The organism is Crocosphaera sp. Alani8 (assembly GCF_038442745.1).
In the GTDB taxonomy this organism is placed as follows: Bacteria; Cyanobacteriota; Cyanobacteriia; order Cyanobacteriales; family Microcystaceae; genus Crocosphaera.
Window position 1 is genome coordinate 1 of the sequence record NZ_JARVCN010000496.1, and the last position, 17,597, is coordinate 17,597.

A 17,597-nucleotide genomic window follows, 5' to 3' on the forward strand; every position below is an offset into this window, starting at 1 on the left:
CTTTGTCCCCTAACTTTCGGCGAGTCCCCCCAGACTTTTTGAGAAGCTTCTCTTCCGGATGGCAGTATTGAATTTTTGGGGAGAAGCGATCGCCAAGTCAAGATTCGTGGTTTCCGCATCGAACTAGGAGAGATAGAAGTAGCCTTAAAGCAACACCCATCAGTCAAACAAGCTGTAGTTACTATCCCCGAAGACGAAAAAGGTAAGCAGAGATTAGTTGCTTATATGGTATTAGGTTCTCACACCACTGACAACTTACAAGAGTTTGTCAGGACGAGATTACCTCAATATATGGTGCCTCATCGGTTTGTCACCCTCAAAACCATCCCTTTAACTGGTAATGGAAAAATAGACTATAAAGCATTACCTGCACCAAAAGAAGAAAGTAATTATGTTGCTCCAAACACTCCCCAAGAAGAAACATTAGCAACGATTTGGGCTGAAATTTTGGGTTTAGACCGAATTAGTGTTGAAGACAACTTTTTCCAACTAGGAGGGGACTCAATCCTGAGTATTCAAGTAATTTCCAAAGCAAATGAGATGGGTTTACAACTCACCCCACAACAATTATTTGAGTATCCGACAATTGTTCAATTAGCAGCAGTAGCTAAAACCATCGAATCCATCCAAACAGAAACAGGGATTGTCACAGGAAAAGTTCCCCTTACCCCTATACAACAGTGGTTTTTCGCTCAGGAATTTTCCAATCCGAACCAATGTCATCAGTCAATGTTATTAGAGGTGCAACAAGAGTTAGACTATGATATATTGCAACAAGTTATAAAACAATTGCTTGAACATCATGACGCACTCAGACTACGTTTTCAAGCAACGGAACAAGGTTGGCAGCAAATCAATGTTCCACCAGATGAGATCGTGCCAATTTCGAGAATAGATTTATCAGGGGAATTAGCAACCAAACAGACAGAAAAAATAGCATCTATTGAAGCCGAATTAAAGGCTAGTCTTAACCTATCAAATGGTCCATTAATTAAAGTTGCTTATTTCGAGCTAGGCAAAGACAAGCAAGATCAACTATTAATAATTATTCATCATTTAGTAGTTGATAGTACCTCTTGGAAAATTTTATTAGAGGATATACAAGTAGCTTATCAACAACTTATTCAAGGAGAAAAAGAGGTAAATCTACCAACAAAAACTACATCTTTTAAACAATGGGCAGAAAAGTTAAACCAATTTGTTGATTCTTCAGACCCACTTTTAGAACTAGAATACTGGCAAAGTCAAACTCCAAAACCCATTATTGACTCATCAACAGACTTTCCCTTTTCCCCAGAGCAAAAAGTTAACAAATTCGGTTCTGCAACAACTATCTCAGTTTCTCTAAATCAAAAAGAAACTGAAGACCTACTGCAAGAAGTTCCTAAAGCCTATAATACTCAAATTAACGATGTACTATTAACAGCTTTAGTTCAGTCTTATTGTCAATGGACTAACAATAACTCACTTTATATAGCTCTTGAAGGAAATGGAAGAGAAAACTTATTCTCTGATATCGATTTATCCCGTACAGTTGGTTTGTTTACTACTGAATTTCCTATACTTCTTAGTTTAAAAGATAGTTCGTCTCTGGGAGAATCTTTAAAAACAATCAAAGAACAGTTGCGGAAAATTCCTAACAATAGTGAGAGCTACGGAATTTTAAAATACATCAATCAAAATAGTCCTTTTGAAACGACACCTCAACCCCAACTAAAATTCAACTATTTAGGTCAGTTTGACCAAGTATTTCAAGACACTTCTATTTTTCAAACGACTTCGAGAAATAGGAACTTAAACCGCAGTCAGCAGGGAAACAGCAGCTATTTACTAGAAATCGATGGGCTAGTATCTAATGGAGAGATTCAATTTAACTGGACTTATAGTCGGGAGATTTATGACTCCAATACCATTGAAAGTTTAGCAGACAACTTTATAGAGGCACTGCGTAACTTAATTACCCATTGTCAAGATATAGAAGTAGGGAGTTATACCCCTTCAGATTTTCCAGAAGCAGAAGTAAGTCAAACAGAACTTGACCAATTATTTGCCAAAATTAGTCAAATGGATGCCTAATAAATTTTGACATCTTCACCACCTGAAAGATGAGGTAATTCCTAAACCTTACTAATTGTATTTTAGCCACCCCTAACCTCCATTTACTAGCAAATGAAACCCAACAACATTCAAGACATATATAAACTCTCACCAACACAGCAAGGATTGCTATTTCATGCTGTCTATGATCCTGAATCTAGTATCTATTGTAATCAGGGAAGATTTACTTTAAAAGGGAATATCAACGTATCTGCTTTTAAACAGGCATGGCAATCAGTGGTTGACCGTCATACTATTTTACGAACCTGTTTTTTTTGGGAGGAAGTTAAAGAGCCAGTACAAGTAGTTTATCGAAAAGTAACGCTAAAATTAGAACAATTAGATTGGCAAGGCATCGATAGCATAACTCAAGAAGAGAAACTAGATATATTGCTTAAAGCTGATCAAAGTCGTCCTTATCAATTATCTAAACCCCCTTTGATGCGTCTGACTTTAATTCAGCTAGATGAAGATGTTTATGAATTTATTTGGAATAACCATCATATCATCTTTGATGGTTGGTCACGGGTTATCTTAATTAAAGAAGTCTTAGAAATATATAAAGCATTAAATAATAGCAAACAAATAGAACTCGAACCATCCTTTCCTTACCGAAAATATATTGGTTGGTTGCAAGAACAAGATTCATCTGAGTCCGAAAATTTCTGGCGACAGGAACTTCAAGGAATAACAGCACCTACCCCTCTACCAGTAGATAAATTTATTACCAGTGTATCTGATACTAATCAGTATGAGAAATATGGTCAGGAGCAGATTAATTTATCCCAAGAAAAGACAGAACAACTTAAGTCCTTAGCCAGACAAAATCAATTAACCCTAAATACGATGATACAAGGGGTTTGGGCTTTACTATTGAGTCGTTATAGTGGGGAAGAAGATATAGTTTTTGGGGCTATTAGTTCTGGTCGTCCTATAAATCTACCAGGAGTAAACTCGGCAGTGGGTTTATTCATCAATAACTTGCCAGTACGGGTAAAAGTTATTGAAACTGATAAGCTTATTCCTTGGTTGAAAGCACTTCAAACACAACAAGCGAATGCTCGTCGGTATGAGTGGACTCCTTTGAAGACGATTCAAGAATGGAGTGAAATACCAAAAGGAACTCCTTTGTTTAATAGTGTTATTGCTTTTGAAAATTTCCCTATAAATGATGCCTTAAGTCAAGAAAACGAAACTTTCAAAATTACTAATTGTAGTGGTGTTGGTCAGAATAACTATCCTTTGAACATCTTTGTTGTCCCGATGGAAGAGTTATCCCTAGAAATTGTCTACGATTTACACTACTTTGATCCTGTGACCATTAAGCGGATGGTGGGACATTTAGAAACATTATTGTCAGCCATTGTCGCTAACCCACAACAGAGTTTGTCAGACTTACCCTTACTCAGTGAAGCAGAACGAGAGCAATTATTGTCTGAATGGAATCAAACAACAGTTAACTATGCTCCCCTATGTATTCATCAAATATTTGAGAATCAAGTAGAAAAAACCCCCCATGCAGTAGCAGTAGAATTTGAAGAGCAAAAATTAACCTATGAGCAACTAAACAGCAAAGCCAATCAACTAGCCTATTATCTGCGCTCTTTAGGGGTAAAACCAGAAGTATTAGTCGGAATTTGTGTCGAACGCTCCTTAGAAATGGTCATTGGACTCTTAGCCATCCTTAAAGCAGGAGGAGCTTATGTTCCATTAGACCCCAACTATCCCCAACAAAGAATCAAATTTATCCTCCAAGAAAGCCAACTACCATTATTACTAACCCAAGCATCTCTCATCGAAGTTATCCCAGAATATATAGGGCAACTGGTTTACATCGATAAGGATAGTGCTGATATTGCACAACAAAGTCAGGAAAATATCATTAGTGAAGTAACCACAGACAATTTAGCCTACACCATCTACACATCAGGTTCCACAGGGAAACCCAAAGGAGTACAAATTCCCCACAGTGCCTTAAGTAACTTCTTGTTCTCCATGAAAGAAACCCCAGGGTTAACAGAACAAGACACCCTCTTAGCAGTAACAACCTACTCCTTTGACATCGCCGCCTTAGAACTGTTCCTACCCCTGATAGTCGGTGCGCATCTAGTAATTGCCCCTCAAGAAATAGTCGCAGACGGAAAGCAATTATTAGCCAAACTAACAGACTCAAAAACCACAGTAATGCAAGCAACTCCTGCAACCTGGAAGCTACTCATAGCAGCAGGTTGGCAAGGGAACGACAAATTAAAAATTCTTTGTGGAGGAGAAGCATTACCACCACAACTAGCCAGAGAATTATTGCCAAGATCTGGCTCCTTATGGAATATGTACGGTCCGACAGAAACCACAATCTGGTCAGCAGTATCTCAGATTAAAAGCGACAGTGAACTAATACCAATTGGTCATGGCATAGCCAACACACAACTATACATCCTAGACCAATCAAATCAACCAGTACCAGTAGGAGTAGTAGGAGAATTGTGTATTGGAGGAGTAGGATTAGCAAGAGGCTATCTAAATCGTCCCGAGCTAACCCAAGAAAAATTTATCCAGAACCCATTTAATAATCAAAAAGAAAGTCGTATTTATAGAACTGGGGACTTAGCCAGGTATTTAGGCAATGGAGACATAGAATATTTAGGTCGTATAGACAACCAAGTCAAGATACGAGGATTCCGCATCGAATTAGGGGAAATAGAAACACAAATAGCCAAATATGGAGCAGTAAAAGAAGGAGTAGTAATTGCCAGAGAAGATCAAGCAGGAGATAAACGCTTAGTAACTTATGTTGTTGCTCAAAAAGAGTTAGGAATTAACCCCAGTGAGTTGAGAGAATTTTTAGGAGAAAAACTGCCCAGCTACATGATTCCTAGTGCCTTTGTCAGATTAGAAGAACTACCATTAACCCCCAATGGCAAGATTGATAGAAAAGCATTACCGGCACCTCAAGAAACAGCACTATCATCAGAGGAAATAGTGCTACCCTCAACACCAATGGAGGAAATATTAGCAGGTATTTGGTCAGAAATATTGGGGATAGAGAAAGTAGGGGTGAATAGTAACTTCTTTGAATTAGGAGGACATTCCTTAATTGCGACTCGTTTAATGTCTCAAATAAGACAAACATTTAAAGTAGATATTCCTTTACGTAATTTATTTGAAAAACCCACCATTGCCCAGTTAGCTAAAGAAATTGAACAAGCAACTGTGATTAAACCACAACAAGAGTTCTCAGACTTACCCTTGCTCAGTGAATCGGAACAACATCAATTGTTGTCTGAATGGAATGAGACAAAAGTTGAATATTCTTCCTTATGCGTTCATCAATTATTTGAAGTTCAGGTAGAAAAAACACCCGATGCAGTCGCAGTGGAGTTTGAAAACCAAAAATTAACATATCGGGAACTGAATACAAAAGCTAATCAACTTGCTCATTATCTGCGATCGCTCGGTGTTAGTTTGGGAGTGCTAGTAGGGATATATTTTGAACCATCTGTAGAGCTTTTGGTGAGCTTGTTAGGAGTTCTCAAAGCTCATGGGGTCTATGTACCGTTAGATCCTAACTATCCACAAGAACGACTGGCATATATGCTAGAAGATTCTAATGTGCCTATTTTGTTGACCCAAGAGCAGTTAATTAGCAAAATTCCCCATCAACAAGCTCAAATTATCTGTTTGGATCGGGATAAAGATATTATTGACCAACAGAGCAGGGAAAACCTCACTTCTGATGCTACTTTAGATGACTTAGCTTATGTGATTTATACCTCTGGTTCAAGCGGAAGACCAAAAGGGGTTTTAGGTAAAATTCGCGGACTGGTTAATCGTTTACATTGGATGTGGGAGAAGCTACCCTTTGCGGATGATGAGGTTTGCGCTCAGAAAACTTCCATCAGTTTTGTCGATCACGTTGCAGAAATCTTTTCTCCCCTTTTACAAGGAATACCCCTGATCATAGTTCCAGATAAAATACGGGGAGATGTTCTCGCACTGATGAACTTGTTGAAGGAGAAAAACATAACAAGAATTGTTTTGGTTCCATCCTTACTCAAAGCAATGATACACAGTTCACCCGAAAAACTATCAGAACTTCATCGCCTGAAATATGTTTTTTGTAGTGGTGAAGCCTTGCCATTGAGTTTAGCAGAAGAATTTCACAAAAACCTTGGTTCTGCTAGATTGTTTAATCTCTATGGTTCTTCAGAAGTTACTGCTGATGTTACCTATTTTGAGGTCAATTTTTGGGAAACAGGGCAAAAAATCCTAGAATATTTCAAGCCAGAATTAGTTCTGGGTGCATCAGAAGATCGCAATGTCAGTCCTCACCATAAACCCTTTACACAACCTGGTGTAAATACAGATATTCTAGCCAAACAGTTTCAACGAAGCGAACTCCCCTCATATCCGGTAACAGTTGACAGGTATTATACACAATTGTCTCAAGAAGTTCTTCCTTACGTTATTGATACCAGTTCCCCCACATTTATTGGACACATGACATCAGCTTTGCCAGACTTTCTGCACGATATGAGCAAGCTGATCTCACAATTGAACCAAAACCTAGTCAAAATCGAAACTTCCAAATCTTTATTGTTTTTGGAAAGAGAAGCGATTGCCATGTTGCATCGTCTCGTCTATGGATTTTCAGAGGAATTTTACACAGAGAATATTCAACAGAAAAATAGCAATTTAGGTATTGTTACAACTGGGGGAACCACCGCAAATATCAGTGCTTTATTATGTGCTAGAAATGCAGGTCTATTAAGGCAAGAAAACTCCTCAGAGTTATTAAAAGAAAGTCTCTATAAGATTTTGATGAAAAAAGGCTATGAAGATATCGTTATTATCGGCTCCCGTTTAATGCACTACTCTCTTGACAAAGCTTCTTCAATGTTGGGTCTGGGAACAAATAATATTATCTTTATTGACAGTAATAGTGAAGGTAATTTAGACATTGAGCAGCTAGAAGAAACAATTCAAGAATGCAGAAAAAATCACCTATTTATCCTTGCTATTGTTGGTATTGCAGGAGCAACAGAAACGGGTCAAGTCGATCCTCTATCAGAGTTAGGAGATATTGCCCAGAAATTTAACATTCATTTTCATGTAGATGGTGCTTGGGGAGGTCCAACAGTATTTTCTGACAAACATAAAGGAAAATTAAAAGGGATTGAAAAAGCCGATTCTGTCACCATTTGTGGTCATAAGCAACTATATTTACCCCAAGGAATTAGTGTTTGTTTATTTAAAGACCCAGAACTTTTAAACTTTACTGCAACTACTGCCCGTTATCAGGCTCAACGAGATACTTATGATGTAGGAAGATTTACCATTGAGGGTTCCCGTTCAGCACTTTCTTTATGTTTACACGGAGCATTACATATTATTGGCAAAAAAGGCTATGAAATTCTTATCGATAATGGTATTGAGAAGGCTCAATACTTTGCTCGATTGATTGACCGTTTAGAGCAATTTGAACTTATTATGCAACCAGCTTTAAATATCGTTAACTATCGATATATTCCTGATGATTTAAGAGAAAAAGTACCAGAAAAATCTTTGAGTGATGATGAGATTCAAAGAATTAATCAACTCAATCAAAAAATACAAGAAGAACAATTTTCCCAAGGAAGAACCTTTGTTTCAAAAACAACCTTGCTCGACCCTGCCTATGAGCAAGAAATAGTAGTTTTTCGTACTGTTTTATCTAATCCCAATACAACCGCAACAGATTTGCATAGTGTACTTGAGGATAACTTGAGAATTGCTTATCAAATTCAAGCAAGAAATCAGGAACAATTCGGTAGTCAAGACAAGGTTCTTATGCCAGAAATTGACTCAGGGGATACAGAAATTACTGGTATTGAGAAAAAAGGTATCTATCTCAGATTTACCGAAGATCCCAACGCAGATATAGAGGAATACCTGAAGAAAAATACAATTCCCATTGGAAAACCTATCAACAATACGCAAATTTACATCCTCGATAAAAATGGCAATCTCTTACCCAAAGGTTTAACAGGGGAACTCTATATTGGAGGTGATGGACTAGCACAAGGGTATTTAAATTTACCGGAATTGACCAAAGAGAAGTTTATTCCTAACCCCTTTAGTCAAAACAAACAAGACAAATTATACCGAACTGGGGATCTCGCTCGTTGGTTACCCAATGGGAATATAGAATTTGTCGGACGTATTGATCGCCAAGTCAAGATTAAGGGTTTCCGCATTGAACTTGGAGAAATTGAAGCCATTCTCAATAACCATCCGCAAGTCAAAGAAACTGTGGTTATAACAACAGAACGTCTCCCTAACGAAAAACGCTTAGTTGCCTATATTATCAGTGAAGATAATTCCTTGAGTTTCGAGGAACTGAGTGAATTTCTCAGAGAAAATTTACCAGAATATATGATTCCTACTGTCTGGGTTCCCCTAGAAGAATTGCCTCTTAATCCTAATGGAAAAGTTGATCGCAAAGCGTTACCCATTCCAGATCAGGTGGACACTATCAGCGAGACAATTTATGTTGCACCCTGTACTCCCGTAGAAGAATTAATTGTCAGTATTTGGCAAGAAGAGCTAAATGTAAAACCAATAGGAATTCATGATAACTTCTTTGAATTAGGAGGACATTCCTTAATAGCCGCTCAAATTGTCTCTAAACTCCGTCAGACTGTATCCATAGAATTATCTTTACAATCTCTGTTTGAAAACCCCACAGTCAGTCAATTAGCCCAAAAAATCTCATTAGCTAATAACAATTTAGATATTTCGCAGATCAAGTCCATTACAAGACAAGGAGATTTACCATTATCCTTCACACAACAAAGACTCTGGTTCTTAGACCAACTCGAAGGAGCTAACGCCGCTTATAATTTATTCGGTGGTCTAAGGTTGATAGGAGAGTTAGATTTCGAGGCATTGTCAAAAAGTATCAACGCCATTATTGAGCGTCACGAGTCATTAAGAACTACCTTTGAAATGAAACAAGGACAACCTGTCCAGATAATTAATGACTCTCCTTCGGGACATTATCTTGATGTGAAAATTTTAGAAATTAACCAAAATAGTAATATCCAAGAATTAATTGATCAAGAAATAAGGAACCCTTTTGACTTAAGCAAAGACAGTCTAATAAGGGTGAGTATTATTCCTCTAGAAAAATATGAGAATATTTTACTATTAACCATGCATCATATTATTTCGGATGCCTGGTCAATTGAGATATTTATCAAAGAATTTTTAGTGCTTTATCAAAGCTATATTGAAGATAAAAATCCTATTTTGCCAACCTTAAAAGTTCAATATGCTGACTATGCAAATTGGCAACAAGAATTATCACATCAAGAGATATTCCAGAAACAGTTAGAGTATTGGAAAAATCAACTAGAAAATTCTTCTTCTTACTTGAATTTACCCTTTGATAATCCTCGCTCATCGGTTCAAAATTATCAAGGGACAGAATTTCAGTTTAGCTTATCTTCTGAGTTAACGACTAAAATTAAACAGTTTAGTCAACAAGAGAAAATGACTGTATTTATGACAATGTTAACTGCTTTTCATATTTTACTTTATTGTTACAGTGGAGATGAGGATATTTGTGTTGGTTCTCCTATTGCCAATCGGCAACAACAAGAAACACGAAATATGATTGGATTTTTTGTCAACACTCTTGTCTTAAGGATTAAATTTTCACAAGATGATAGTCTTCAGGACATTTTACAACAGGTCAGAAAAATATCCCTTAATGCTTATTCCAATCAAGAAATACCTTTTGATAGAATTGTTAATGAATTAAATATTGAGCGAACCTTGCAGTATAATCCTTTGTTTCAAGTTTGGTTTGTCCTCAATGAATCTTCAGAAATGAACTTAAAGTTACCAAAATTGGACTGGGAAGCAATAAAGTTTGCTCACGGCTTAGTTCGCCATGACTTAACACTAAGAATAGCAGAAGAAAAAGGGAAATTTTTGGGAATATTTCAATACAAGACTTCTTTGTTCAACTCTGATACAATTGATTTAATGTCAAAACATTATAATCTAGTTGCTAATTATTTAGTAAATCAATCCAGTATATGTTTATCAGAAATTAAAGAAGAAATAGCCACTGACAAAGAACATAAAAAACGAGAAAAAGAAGAAAAATTGTTGTCTAACGTTCGCCAAAAGCTTAAACGAAGAAAACGTAAATAGACAATTATTTAACTTGCTCAACAATCAGTCAAATAATCAATAAATATTATGAACAATTCAGCGATAGGAACCAAAAAACTAAGATCGATTAAAAGAAAAGCAGTTAGTGTATCTAACCAGCAACTGACTAATGAAAGCTTCTTTGAAAATCAGCCAATCCCTCTAATCATCCAAGCTAATAAAATAAAATTAAATCTTGTCTCTTGGGCTGTTGATAATCGAAAACTGATTAACACACATTTACACCAAAAAGGAGCAATCCTATTTAGAGGTTTTCAGCTAACAGGTATTAATGAATTTGAAGAGTTTATGAACTCCCTGTTTGGAAACTTACTTGATTATTCCTATGGTTCGACACCTAGAAGTAAATTAAATGGGAAAATTTATACTTCTACAGAGTATCCCCCAGAGCAGTCTATTCCTCTACACAATGAGATGTCTTATACTTCTAGTTGGCCAAGTAAAATTGCTTTTTATTGTGTCAAAGCTGCGGATAAAGGCGGTGCAACTCCTATTGCTGATAGTCGCAAAATTTTTCAGAAAATAGCTCCAAAAATTAGAAAAAAATTTCAGGGAAAAGGGGTAATGTATGTGAGAAACTATGGGGAAGAGTTAGATTTACCCTGGCAAAAAGTTTTTCAAACAAACAGCAAATTAGATGTAGAAAACTATTGCAAAAAAAACAAAATTCAGTTTAAATGGATAGGGGATATATTAAAAACCCGCCAAGTTTGCCAAGGGGTTGTAGAGCATCCCCAAAGTAAGGAAATGGTCTGGTTTAATCAAGCTCATTTATTTCATATTTCTAGCTTGAATTCATTGATTCGGAATAGTCTTCTAGAAGTTTTTACAGAAGACGAATTACCCCGTAATGCTTACTATGGTGATGGAAGTTCTCTAGAGACTTCTGTACTGAAAGAAATCCGCAATATTTATCAACAAGAAGCCATTACTTTCCCCTGGCAATCAGGAGATTTACTGCTACTTGATAACCTTCTTACTGCTCATGGAAGAATGCCATTTATTGGTTCACGTAAGGTTGTGGTAGGTATGTCTGATTTGACATCTTCGGGGGAATAATTTCTCAATTATCAGAAAAGTATTGAGAACTTTATTAATTAATGTGACATAAGTTAATGTTGCTTTTATATTTTGAAATTACTACACATCTAGGCAATTAAGTGGAGATAGACAAAATGGAAAATTTTGACTTAAAAACAAACCAAGAAATTGATGACGGATATAGAATTTCTCCTCAGCAAGAATATATTTGGTCGTTACAACGAAAACATCAGAATATTCCCTATCAAGTGAGTTGTTCAGTTTCAATTGTAGGAGAATTGGATTTAGATATCTTTCAGAAAGCTTTCTCTAAGGTCATTGAACGTCACGAGAATTTCCGCACTATTTTCTCTCTATTGCCGGGGATGGAATATCCATTACAGCAAATAGTAGATCATTCTTGTGTTGATAATAGATTTGAGGATTTAAGTCAATTCACTGATTCAGAACAGAAAGAAAAACTTCAGTCTATATCAATTATTTTTGATAAAGAAATATTTGATTTTCAGAAACTTTCATTACTTAAATCGGTATTAATTAAAGTCTCACAAGATCAGTACATTCTACTCGTTAAATTGCCTGTTTTATGTGGAGATAGTGTAACTCTAAACAATTTTATCCGTGAATTGAGTGAGACTTATCAAGCTTGTGTACAGAATGAAGAGTTGCCTGCCGCTGAGATTCAATATGCAGATATAGCAGAGTGGTTACAAGAAATTTTAGAAGATGAAGAAACAGAGATAGGGAAGAAATACTGGCAAGAAATTGATATAAATGACTTAAACAATTTTCGACTATTAAATGAGAAGCTTGAACAAAAACGAAACTTTAAAGCAGAAACTTACCCGATTTCAGTTTCTAAAACTTTACTGAGTAAAATCGAAAATATCACTAACCAATGTGATCTATCTATTTCTGAATTTTTATTATCGACTTTTTATATATTGCTTTTTAAACTGACTAATAAATCAAACATTATTATCGGTAGTCTTTCTGATGGTCGTAGCGATGAGGACTTAGCTCAAGCAATGGGTTTGTTAGCGAAATACTTACCAATGACTATTCACTTAGAGGATAAAAATACATTTATAGAAATTGTAGAACAAATTAGTGCTAGAAACATAGAATTTAAAAAGTACCAAGACTTTTTCACTTGGAATAATCTAGAGGGAGAAAGTAAAGATATATCTGATGCTTTCTTTCCCTATTGTTTCGATTGGGAAGAAAGTTTTCCAAATTACTCCACTCAAAATATTTCTTTTTCTGTCACCAAAAAATACAGTTATATATCACCATTTAAACTGAAATTAATTGCCTATTCTAATAATGGGACTTTGAACCTTAACTTTAATTACGACGAACGATTCTTTGAAAATTATGATATTAAACAATTAGAGGAGCAGTTTATAACGCTATTAAGCAACATTATTGAGAATCCAACCGCTTGTCTTGATAAATTAAGCATTTTAAGCTCTTCAGAAAAGCAAAAAGTCCTGGTTGATTTCAACAACACAGGTAAAAGATATTCTCAAGAAACCTTAACTCATATCCAAGTTGAAAACCAAGCAAAACAGACACCAGATAATCCGGCTATTATTTTTGAAGAACAGAAATTAACCTATGATGAATTGAACAGAAAATCTAATCAAATTGCTCATTATCTAATAGATAAGGGAGTTACAAAAGAAAGTATAGTTGCTTTATATATAGATAGGTCTATAGACTTGATTATTGCAATATTGGCGATTCACAAAATAGGTGCTACATATCTTCCCTTAGATCCAACATTACCTCAAGAAGGGTTAGACTTTCGTTTAAAAGATGTTGATGTTACTGCTTTAATCACTCAAGATAATTTGTTTAAAAATATCCAGAATTTCTCAAGGACTCTTATTAATTTAGACATAGAGAAAGACAAGATTTCTGAAGCAAAAGAAGAAAATGTTAACATTGAAGTCTCAGCTAACAATTTAGCCTACATTATATATACCTCTGGTTCTACAGGTAAACCTAAAGCAGTTGCAGTGGAACACAAACAGTTAATGAACTATGTTTATAGCATCATAGAAAGACTGAAATTGCCAGAAGTTTGTCATTTTGCCCATGTTTCAAGTTTAGCTGCTGACTTAGGAAATACAGCAATCTTTCCAACATTATTTATGGGAGGTTGTCTTCATCTGATTTCTGAAAATAGAGTCACCGATGTTAATAAATTAGCTGAATATTGTCGTCGTTATCCCATTGATTGTTTAAAAATTGTTCCCTCTCATTTATCAACATTAATCGCTGCGGCAAACTCTCCAGAAGAAATATTACCTAATCAGAGGTTAATTTTAGGGGGTGAGACTTTAAATTGGACATTAGTAGAGCAAATTACTGAATACAAACCAGAATGTCAAATTTTCAATCATTACGGTCCCACAGAAACAACAATTGGTGTATTGACTTATCCTGTTAATCTCGAGAAACGTCCTCAAACAGCACAAACGGTACCCATTGGCTCTCCTATTAATAATACACAAATTTATCTGCTAGACCGTTACTTAAACCCCGTTTCTATTAATGTTCCAGGAGAGATATATATTGGAGGAGAAAACTTAACTAGAGGTTATCTAAACCGTTCTAAACTAACTGATGAAAAATTTATCACGAATCCCTTTAATCCAGAGCAAAAGTTATATAAAACAGGAGATTTAGCTCGTTATTTAGGGGATGGAAATATTGAATTTCTCGGAAGAGTTGATAATCAAGTTAAGTTACGAGGATTTCGTCTAGAATTAGGAGAAATAGAAGCCAATTTAAACAAGCATCAAGATATTAGAGATGCAATTGTTTTACTTAGAGATAATTCTCAGAATAATAAGTATTTAGTTGCTTATGTTACTACCCATCAGGATTTAGTATCAAATTCCCACCAGTTAAAGGCAGAAATTATTAATTATCTCAAAACGCAACTTCCTGATTATATGATTCCTAGGGTTTTCATATTCTTAAAAACCCTTCCTTTAACCACTAATGGAAAAATTGATCGCTCTCAACTTCCTGATCCAGAACTTTGCTCTATTTCTGAAAATTATGTTGCTCCTAGTAATGCAATTGAAGAAACTTTGATAAGAATTTGGTCAGATATTTTAGGACAAGAAGAGATCGGTATAAATCACAACTTCTTTGAATTGGGAGGAGATTCTATCCTTAGCATTCAAATTATTGCTCGTGCTAACCAAGCTGGAATCAAAATTACACCAAAACAACTATTTGAACATCAAACAGTTGCTAAGTTAGCTACAGTAGCGGAGATAAATTCAAGACCATCTTCTGAGGAAGGGTTAACCGAAGGATCTGCTATTATTACCCCTATTCAAAAGTGGTTTTTTGAACAAAATAATCCGGAGACTTTTCATTGGAATCAGGCAGTTTTATTAGAGGTTGAAGAAAATATTAATATCGAATATTTAGAGCAAAGTTTTAAACATCTATTACTGCACCATGATGGGTTAAGATTAATTTTCAAAACTGAGGATAATGTTTGGACACAGACGTATAGTCCCCCCAGTGAATTCACTCCTTTTGAGGTTGTGGATTTATCTAATATTTCTTCATCTGAGCAAACAGAGAAACTTCAGGAGAAGATTAATGAGTGTCAACGCTCTCTGAATTTAAGCGAAGGACCAATTATGAGAGCAACGTTGTTGCATTTAGGAAATAATCAACCTAGTCGTCTTTTAATTGTCATTCATCATTTAGTTGTAGATGGAGTTTCTTGGCGGATTTTATTACAAGATTTTGGGATAGTTTATCAACAACTTAAGCAGGGACAAAAGATTGAACTACCTTTGAAAACCACTTCTTTTCAAAAATGGGGAGAAAACCTCAAAATTTATGCTCAATCAGAGGAACTGAAATCAGAGTTAGATTATTGGTTAGGACAAGTACCAATAAATAATCAATCTATTCCGATCGATTATTCTGTTGGTTTAGACGAGAACAAAGTTGCTTCTACAGATCACTTGATTGTGTCTTTAGGTGAAGAAAAAACTCGTCTTCTTATAGAAGACATACCCCAAGTTTACAATACTCAGATTAATGATATTTTGTTGACAGCTTTAGTCCAAACTTTTGCTAATTGGTTAGATGAATATTCATTGTTGATAGATTTAGAAGGACATGGAAGGGAGGACTTATTTGAAGATGTTGATATTTCTCGTACTATTGGCTGGTTTACTTCTATTTTTCCCGTTTTATTAACTATCCCTAAAGCCTCAAATCAGGGAGAGATGATTAAAAGCATCAAAGAGCAGTTGAGGCAAATTCCAAACAAAGGTATAGGCTATGGTATTCTCCGTTACTTAACAATGGATGAAGCGATTAGAAATGAGTTAAAAGATAGAACTAAATCTCAGGTTCGTTTCAATTATTTAGGTCAGGTTAATGAGTATGATTTTCAGTCTTATTTGTTAAAAGTAGCGTCAGAATCAACAGGTTTATCTAAAAGTCCAACATCTGTAAATAATTACTTGATTGATATTAACAGCATAGTTAGTTCAAATCGGTTACAAGTAACTTGGAGTTACAGTAAAAAACTGTACCAAACAAGCACTATTAAAAAACTAGCTCAAGGGTATATAAATGCTTTGGAAAAACTAATTGAACACTGCCAGTCTTCCGATGCTGGTGGTTACACTCCATCTGATTTTTCAGCAACTGGCTTAAGTCAAGATGAATTAGATGATCTTCTTTTGGAAATAGATTAAATTAACTTTTGATTGACATTTTAATTGCCAATTTTTTTATTTACAATAAATTTAAGGACATAACTATGGTTAACTTATACCAAATCCGCTCTTGTTACCCCCTTTTTAAATTGATAGCTTAAAACTTGAAAACCCTTCTTCCTCCTGCCCCCTGCCTCCTGCCTCTTCTAGAAGATAAGATGGGTTTTAGAATCGGATTTGGTATTATCTGCGCAGAAAAAACAGAGCAAAAAAAATATTGAAGACATTTATTCCCTTTCTCCTTTGCAAAAAGGACTATTGTTTCATTCCCTTTATGAGCAAAATTCTGGTATCTATTCTATTCAATTAAGTGTTAGACTCTCTGGGAGTATAGATAAAATCTCTTTGAAAAAAGCATGGCAACAGGTTGTTAATCGCCACAGTGTTTTGCGAACTTTTTTTATCTGGGAAAAAAGAGAAACCCCTTTACAAATTGTTCGGAAACAAGCTGAATTACCTTGGATAAGTCATGACTGGAGACATTTTTCTAAAGAGCAACAGGAACTTGAACTAGAAGCATTACTAAAAACTGAGCAAAAACAAGGCTTTGACTTGAGGAAAGCTCCTTTGATGCGTTGTACCTTAATTCAACTAGAAGATGAAGCTTTTCAGTTCATTTGGAGTTATCACCACATTTTAAAAGATGGCTGGTGTTCATCGATTATTTTCCGAGAGGTGTTAGCTTTTTATGAATCATTTTCTCAAGGAAAAACCCTGAACATAGCTCCTCCTGTTCCTTATCGTAATTATATTCTTTGGTTAGAAAAACAAGACCTAGAGCAAGCCGAAAAATTTTGGCGGAATAATCTACAAGGTTTCAGTAGTCCTAACCTTTTGAAAACTACACTTTCCCGTAATTTAAATAGGAATAAAGATTTTAATTATCAGGAAACATCTCTTAAATTATCTGAGGTACTTTCCGATAATTTACAGAAAATTTGTCGTCAGCACAAATTAACCCTTAATAGTATTTTTCAGGGAGTATGGGCCTTATTATTGAGTCACTATAGTGGGGAGTCGGATATAGTCTTTGGAGGGACAGTCTCCGGTCGTCCTCCTCAACTCCCAGGGGTCGAATCTATGGTGGGCCTTTTTATTAATACCCTTCCTGTTCGTATTTCAATACCTAGAAATGAGACCTTGATTTCTTGGTTACAAAAACTAGTAAATCAACAAATTGAACGAGAGTCTTATAGTTATAGTTCTCTGGTTGATATTCAAAGTTGGAGCGAAGTCCCGAGCAAATTTCCTCTCTTTGATAGTATTTTAATATTTGAAAATTATCCGATTGCGACTTCTCTATCCCAACAGAGTAATGGAATAACTGTCGAAAAAGTCCAAACCCTTGACATAACTCATTATCCCTTAAGTATTACTATCATGCCTGGTTCAGAGATAAATATAGAAATGGGTTATCTGGCGTGGGGACACAAAAAGCTATAAGCTAGATTTAATAAGGGATATAGC

5 protein-coding genes are annotated in these 17,597 nt (G+C 35.5%); all 5 read left to right on the forward strand.

Going from position 1 to position 17,597, the window contains the following annotated elements; translation table 11 throughout:
- Nucleotides 1–75: 75 nt before the first annotated feature.
- The 5 genes from P9B04_RS24725 (at nt 76) to P9B04_RS24745 (ending at nt 17,573) form a co-directional block, all read left to right on the forward strand.
- Entirely contained in the window at nt 76–2,076 is a 2,001-nt protein-coding gene (locus P9B04_RS24725) for a condensation domain-containing protein (protein WP_342057613.1), read from the forward strand.
- A gap of 93 nt (nt 2,077–2,169) precedes the next feature.
- Nucleotides 2,170–10,296, forward strand: a complete 8,127-nt coding sequence (locus tag P9B04_RS24730; RefSeq protein WP_342057614.1) for an amino acid adenylation domain-containing protein — start codon at nt 2,170–2,172, stop codon at nt 10,294–10,296.
- A 48-nt stretch (nt 10,297–10,344) separates the two neighbouring features.
- Nucleotides 10,345–11,376, forward strand: coding sequence for a TauD/TfdA family dioxygenase (locus tag P9B04_RS24735; RefSeq protein ID WP_342057615.1), 1,032 nt, complete (start codon nt 10,345–10,347; stop codon nt 11,374–11,376).
- A 116-nt stretch (nt 11,377–11,492) separates the two neighbouring features.
- Complete coding sequence (locus P9B04_RS24740) at nt 11,493–16,109, forward strand: amino acid adenylation domain-containing protein (RefSeq protein ID WP_342057616.1); 4,617 nt, start codon at nt 11,493–11,495, stop codon at nt 16,107–16,109.
- A gap of 198 nt (nt 16,110–16,307) precedes the next feature.
- On the forward strand, nt 16,308–17,573 hold the full coding sequence (locus P9B04_RS24745) for a condensation domain-containing protein (RefSeq protein ID WP_342057617.1): 1,266 nt from the start codon (nt 16,308–16,310) through the stop codon (nt 17,571–17,573).
- Nucleotides 17,574–17,597 lie beyond the last annotated feature (24 nt).

What these genes read in the sequence shown, in the direction of transcription:
- P9B04_RS24730 (WP_342057614.1), top strand. Translation starts at nt 2,170, where the DNA reads ATGAAACCCAACAACATTCAAGACATATATAAACTCTCACCAACACAG.
- P9B04_RS24735 (WP_342057615.1), top strand. Translation starts at nt 10,345, where the DNA reads ATGAACAATTCAGCGATAGGAACCAAAAAACTAAGATCGATTAAAAGA.
- P9B04_RS24740 (WP_342057616.1), top strand. Translation starts at nt 11,493, where the DNA reads ATGGAAAATTTTGACTTAAAAACAAACCAAGAAATTGATGACGGATAT.